7 protein-coding genes are annotated in these 6,306 nt (G+C 55.1%); 6 read left to right on the plus strand and 1 reads right to left on the minus strand.

Annotated features, from left to right (window positions below; all coding sequences use genetic code 11):
• The first annotated feature begins 7 nt into the window (after window positions 1-7).
• Window positions 8-997: an inorganic phosphate transporter gene (locus POTG_RS09145; protein ID WP_009224545.1), complete on the plus strand. Its 990-nt coding sequence runs from the start codon at window positions 8-10 to the stop codon at window positions 995-997.
• Window positions 998-1,054: 57 nt separating this feature from the next.
• On the plus strand, window positions 1,055-2,014 hold the full coding sequence (gene corA / locus POTG_RS09150) for a magnesium/cobalt transporter CorA (RefSeq protein ID WP_009224546.1): 960 nt from the start codon (window positions 1,055-1,057) through the stop codon (window positions 2,012-2,014).
• A gap of 38 nt (window positions 2,015-2,052) precedes the next feature.
• On the opposite strand, the gene POTG_RS09155 is transcribed toward corA, so the two are convergent.
• Complete coding sequence (locus POTG_RS09155) at window positions 2,053-2,574, minus strand: hypothetical protein (RefSeq protein ID WP_036644879.1); 522 nt, start codon at window positions 2,572-2,574, stop codon at window positions 2,053-2,055.
• A gap of 348 nt (window positions 2,575-2,922) precedes the next feature.
• Here POTG_RS09155 and POTG_RS09160 point away from each other — a divergent pair, with 348 nt between their 5' ends.
• The 4 genes from POTG_RS09160 to POTG_RS23440 form a co-directional block, all read left to right on the plus strand.
• Window positions 2,923-3,213 (plus strand): YerC/YecD family TrpR-related protein, encoded by a 291-nt coding sequence (locus tag POTG_RS09160; RefSeq protein WP_009224548.1) that lies wholly within the window; start codon window positions 2,923-2,925, stop codon window positions 3,211-3,213.
• Between the two features lie 67 nt (window positions 3,214-3,280).
• Window positions 3,281-4,069: a sirohydrochlorin chelatase gene (locus POTG_RS09165; protein WP_009224549.1), complete on the plus strand. Its 789-nt coding sequence runs from the start codon at window positions 3,281-3,283 to the stop codon at window positions 4,067-4,069.
• Between the two features lie 28 nt (window positions 4,070-4,097).
• On the plus strand, window positions 4,098-4,979 hold the full coding sequence (locus POTG_RS09170; protein WP_036644880.1) for a diacylglycerol kinase: 882 nt from the start codon (window positions 4,098-4,100) through the stop codon (window positions 4,977-4,979).
• 735 nt (window positions 4,980-5,714) lie between these two features.
• Window positions 5,715-6,306, plus strand: a 592-nt coding sequence (locus tag POTG_RS23440; protein ID WP_232282263.1) for a TRAM domain-containing protein, incomplete at its 3' end; no start/stop codon positions are given.

A 6,306-nucleotide genomic window follows, 5' to 3' on the forward strand; every position in this document is an offset into this window, starting at 1 on the left:
AAATGCTATGGATACGAGTTTAATGATTATGCTTATCGTTATCATACTGGCGTTGGCGTTCGACTTCATTAACGGGTTTCATGATACAGCCAATGCGATTGCGACCTCGGTATCAACACGCGCGATGAAGCCGCGTACTGCGATCATGATGGCAGCGGTCATGAACTTCTTAGGTGCTATCATGTTTACGGGCGTCGCGAAAACAATTGGGGGTAGTGTCGCCGATCCGGCGAAGCTGGATAACGGTCTGGAAGTGCTGGTCGCCACGCTGTTGTCGGCAATTATCTGGAACCTCATTACTTGGTGGTTTGGCATTCCGTCGTCTTCTTCCCATGCACTGATTGGTTCCCTGGCCGGGGCGGTGTACATGGGGGCTGGACCGGACAAGCTGAACTGGGGCGGATTTACGACGATTGTAGAGGGATTGGTGTTCTCCCCAATCATCGCTTTTGTGATTGGTTACATCGTCATGACCATCTTGAGATGGATCTTTGCCCGGCGTAGTCCGCATACCGTCAACAAAGGCTTCCGGTCGTTGCAAATCGTGACTGCAGCGATCCAAAGCTTCACGCACGGCACCAATGATGCCCAGAAAGCGATGGGGATTATTACGTTCGCCTTGGTGACGGCAGACTTCCAAGATCATATGGAAGTGCCGCTGTGGGTTAAACTGGCCGCAGCGACGGCGATGGCGCTCGGGACATCGGTTGGCGGTTATAAAATTATCAAGACGATGGGTACGAAGATCTTCAAAATCGAGCCGATCAACGGTTTCGCCGCGGATCTTTCCGCTGCATCGGTTATTTTCGGGGCCACGTTGTTTCATTTGCCCGTCAGCACGACGCATGCCATCACCTCGTCCATCCTCGGCGTAGGCGCAGCCAAACGTTTCTCCGCCGTACGTTGGTCGATGGCCGGGCGGATCGTCATTGCCTGGGTAATTACGATTCCGATCGTGTTTGTGATGGCCGGGCTGATCTATAAATTGTTGTTCTAAGGATGAAATTCGAGTAAGCCAATCTGCTGAGGATTGGCTTTTTTTGGGAGGTTCGGCATGATCAGAACGATGGGCATGATGAGAGATCACCAGACGGTGGAGGGATTTCCGCTGGAGCAGATTCATAATCAGCAGTTCGTCTGGACCTGGGTCGATCTGGATACCCCAACACCGGAGGAGACGGAGCTGCTGTCGAGCTTCTTCCATTTCCATCCGCTGGCGATTGAGGATTGCTTGCATATTTTGCAACGGCCGAAAATGGACTATTACGACGATTTTCAATTTCTGGTGCTTCATGCGATTGATGAAAGAACGCTGGAGACGGTGGAAGTGGATCTGTTTATCGGGGACGAGTACTTAGTTTCGTTTCACCAGCGCCAGCTGGATGAATTGGATGAAGCGTGGAGCAATATGCTGAAGCGGGCCCATGAGCGCAAGGTGTGGGTTCACGGGCCGTATTCGGCGGCTTACATGGTGATCGACAGCCTGGTGGATCATTATTTTCCTTGTGTGTATGCGATTGAAGATGATCTGAATGAGTTGGAGGGCAAAGGAAGCAGCGAATCGGTGGAGGAGTTGATGAACCAGGTGTTTGACCTGCGCAGCCGGCTGCTGAAGCTGCGGCGGACGATCGTGCCGATGCGCGATCTCATGTACCGCATCTTGAACTCACAGCATGTCCAAGGCGATAAAGAGCCGCGCGCTTATTACGCGGATATTTACGACCATCTGCTTAAGTTGTCGGAGATGATCGAGGCTGACCGGGAAATGACCGCCGATTTGCGCGACTCTTATATTTCGCTGAATTCCAATCGGATGAACGGGATCATGAAGACGCTGACGGTTATCACCACCGTCTTTATGCCGCTGACGCTAATCGCTGGCATTTATGGAATGAACTTCGTGAACATGCCCGAATTGAATTGGGAATACGGGTATTTTGCGGTGATCGGACTAATGGCGGCGCTGGGCGGTTGGATGATCCTTTGGTTCAGGAAGCGCGGTTGGTTTAAGTGAGCACCGGAGAGCTCGGTAAAAGTAAAGCCGCCGCCGGATTAACGGCGGCGTTTTCCCGATTTGACCGACTTGCCGGATTTGTAGGTCGATGAGCGTTTTCCGCTGCGGCCGGAGCCGGTGCGGCTGCCGCTTTTCTTGCGATTGGTTTTGCGGCGGCGCGGGCGGTAATCGTCCATCCGGCCGACACTGCTGCCCGCCCTGCCTTTGCCGCCGGGCAAGAGCGAGGTGAGCAGCTTCGCCATTGGGGCGAATTGCTGTACGGTTTGCATCACCTTCTGCACCTGGCCCATCGTCGCCAAGATGCCGTCGATCCCGCCCATGCGGTCGACGATGCCTTTTAGGTCGCTTAAGCTGGGCAGCGACAGGCCGCCGGCCTTTGGCGTGGTTGTGACAACCGGGGTGGGAGTCGGCGCCTGGGTCGGTGTGGGTGTCGGCGGAGAATAGGGAACCAGTGAGGAAGCCACCGCTTTAATTTCGTACGGATTCACCCCCGGGTAATTATGGGTGTACGGATGGAACGGGGGCACCGGACCTTGGCGGGAGTCATAGTTATGAGGCATGGGTATCACTTTCCTTTTCGGATATTTTGCCCGGGCAGGCTGACCGTAAGGCCCGTTTCCTTCTTGTCCGCCCTCCCGAGACAAGACCTAGGAGCGAATTGACATACGCCGAATGGGACACGCGCGGATGGTCTGATCGGCGTGATGATCCCTGGCTAGGCGTTTGTATTACTATACTGTATGTGCCCGCCCTGCCTTGCGTATGGACGAATGTCCCGGTTCTGGTGGGCGTTCGCGGAATTTGGGCGTTCTTTCTGTGATGCGTGAAATCGTTAATGCTTGAAAAGGAGTACGCCCCTCGGGTACAATGGGGGTGTGGTTACAGTAACGGTAGGGGATGATAATTCAGTGCAGCTGAAGAAATTAAATGACAAAACGATTGATCAATTATTTGAAGCCATCTTAACGTTAAAGAACATCGAGGAATGTTACATCTTTTTTGATGACCTGTGCACCGTTAACGAAATTCAGTCTTTGTCGCAACGGCTGGAAGTCGCCCGAATGTTGGGCAAAGGCAACACATACAACCAGATTGAAGCAGAAACAGGAGCCAGCACGGCGACAATATCCCGGGTGAAGCGCTGCCTAAATTACGGTAACGACGGCTACAAAATGGCGCTGGACCGTTTAGGTCGCTAAGCGTATGACAGACGAAATGAAGGCAAGGTCGATGAGGTTGCCGGAAGATGGCCGGGAGGTGCTCCAAATGGGGGACTGCAAGAAACCGGGTGTGCTTGTCATCAGCCACGGCTCCCCAGATGAGCATTGGGTAGCCCTCGTGGAAGCGGCGGTGGCGGAAGCGGCGGACGATTTGCCCGCCGGGCTTCCGCTCGCCTGTGCTTTCCTCGAAACGGTGGAAGGCCGCCTGATCCAGGACGGCATCGATCAGCTGGAAGCCCAGGGAGTGACGGACATCATCGTCATTCCCTTGTTCGTGTCCTCGGGAAGTACTCATATCGACGAAATCGCCTATGCCCTTGGGGTCAAAGATACACCGGAGAAGGAAACTGACCTGGAACGTTTTCGGGTTTCCGCTCGGGTGTTTTTTGGCGATCCCATCGATGATGGTCCGCTGGTCGCCGAGATGGTGTGGGACAAAGTGAAGGGGCTGTCGGTGCGGCCGGAGCGTGAGGTGCTGCTTCTCGTCGGGCACGGCAGCAGCCACCCCGGGTTCTTGCAACGGTGGGAACGCGGGATCGCCTCGCTGGCGGCGCAGTGCGCGGAGCTTGCCGGACTTGCGGGCGGGGCCGATTACGCGCTCCTGAATCCGGACAGCGTATCTGCCAAAGTACGTTATTGGTCAGAGCAGCGGGGGATGGACGTCATTGTGGCTCCTCTTTTCCTGAGCGCCGGATATTTTACCAAAGTCACGATTCCTGAGCGGTTGAATGGGCTGGCTCATCGCTATTCGGGAGAGGCGTTGCTGCCCCACCCTTTGATGGCTCGCTGGATGTCGCAACAAATATTGAATATAATGGGATCAGTGATATGTTGACATTTTGAGTTCAGGTGGCGTTTGGAAAATGAAAAGAGCTAGGTTGATTTATAATCCAACCTCGGGAAGAGAAGAGATGCGCCGCCTTCTGCCGGACGTGCTGGAGCGTCTGGACCAGGGCGGCATCGAGACGTCGTGTCATGCGACGACCGGGGAAGGCGATGCGACGCGCGAGGCGGCTTTGGCGGTCGAACGCGGATACGACATCATTATTGCGGCCGGCGGCGACGGGACGCTGAATGAGGTTGTGAACGGCATGGCCGGGAAGAGTGATTTGCCCCCGCTGGGGGTGTTCCCGCTCGGTACGACGAACGATTTTGCCCGTGCGATGGGAATCCCTCGGCGTTGGGAGGATTATTGCGACCTGGTCATTGAGAATAAAACAAGACCCATCGATATCGGCAAGGTGAACGGCCGGCATTTCATCAATATCGCCGGCGGCGGCAAGTTAACCGAGCTGACGTATGAGGTGCCAAGTCGGCTCAAGACGCTGATCGGGCAGCTGGCCTACTACATGAAGGGTATCGAGAAAATGGCCAGTCTGTCGCCCACCAAGCTGATTATCGATGCGGAAGGGCACGAGGTCATGGAAGGCGAGTTCATGCTATTCCTGATCGCCAACAGCAACTCGGTTGGCGGCTTCGAGAAGCTGGCGCCGGACGCACGGATCGACGACGGGCTGCTCGATGTGATCGCGCTCAAGAAGTGCAACCTGGCGGAATTTATCCGCCTGGTCACGATGGCGCTGCGCGGCGATCATTTAGGCGACTCGCACGTCATTCATTTCAAGACGCGGCGAATGGAAGTCACCTCACCCGGCCGTGTGCTGCTCAATCTCGACGGCGAACTGGGCGGCGAATTGCCCGGCGTGTTCGAGATTTTGCCGCAGCATTTGCGGATTTTTGCTTGATTTCTCGATATCCGTCCGTGATTCATAGGCTTAGAGAGTAATTTACAGGGTTGCCTGAGTTACAGGGTTGCCTGAGGCACACCATCAGGAAGCTTAGGTTATGAGGATCCCCCGTCGGGCTGGCGGGGGATTTGGTTTGGTTGGGAGAGTCGTTAGTACCTTAAGGCTGCTTCCGTCCAGGGGCTGCAACTATCTGTGGCTTAAGGGACTCCTTGCCTTGGTACATACCTTTATTTCTCGTTTTGTCTCGACGCGCTGCTGCGTGGTTTCCTATCGTGCCTCGCATCATGTTTAAGCTGCCACAATGGTACGAATGGAGTTTGGATAGCGTATAGCGGTCAACGTTCGAAGTGGTGGCGATGCAAAATAAGTGGAAATTCTACCGTTATTTTTGGAGTAACTGTGGGTTTGGCGTGGATTAGCTGGAAAAAGTACCGTTAATTCCGCAGGCTTTGCTGAAAACAGGGGAAATGGGCCAAATTAGCGGTACGATTTCCCGTTATTTTTGCGAAAATGGCCCAAACGGGGTAAATTAGATGGAGGATTTACCGTTAGTTGTTTGATGGGTGGGCTGAAACAGGTGTGTTAACGTCGAACGGATGGTTTTACCTTATGCGAGGATTTAGAGTACAGGATTAAAGTATATCGAGAGTTTTGAATTACAGTAGATCACGTGAACTGGATGAGATGATGCCAAGTTGGAGTAACCGGTTCAGTTGAACATAGAAGGAGTCCATGATGAAGATGCAACGGAATAACCATCGTCGTCCGGAGTCGGGGCGGGTAGGGAGCCCTCGGGGACAAGGACACAAAGCAGCTGGCGGCGGGAAAAGCAACCGCGGCGGGAGAGGAGAAGCTTCCTCAGCGACTCTTCCATCGCGGGGGCGTGCGGCTGTGGCTGCGGAACGGCCTTTCAGCGCGCAGCCTGCAGGGCGTGCTGGAAGCAGCGCGTCTGAAGCCGCGCTGGCGGGTCTTCCCGTCGTGAAAAATGATGAGGTCGTGATCGACATCATCGGGATGAACCACGACGGGGAAGGCGTGGGCCGGGTGGAGGGCTACACGCTGTTTGCAGCTGGCGCCTTGCCGGGCGAGAAAGCCCGGGTCAAGGTACTCAAGACGAAGAAGCAGTATGGCTATGCCAAGCTGCTTGACGTGGTTGAGGCGAGTCCGGACAGGGTGGCTGCGCCCTGTCCGATCTACGACAAGTGCGGCGGCTGCCAGCTGCAGCACTTGAGCTATGACGCGCAGCTCGCGTGGAAGCGTCAGCACGTCGTCGACGTGCTGGAGCGCATCGGCAAGCTGCGCGTGGCAGGGGGCGCGCCGGGAG

The organism is Paenibacillus sp. oral taxon 786 str. D14, assembly GCF_000159955.1.
GTDB lineage: Bacteria > Bacillota > Bacilli > Paenibacillales > Paenibacillaceae > Fontibacillus > Fontibacillus phoenicis.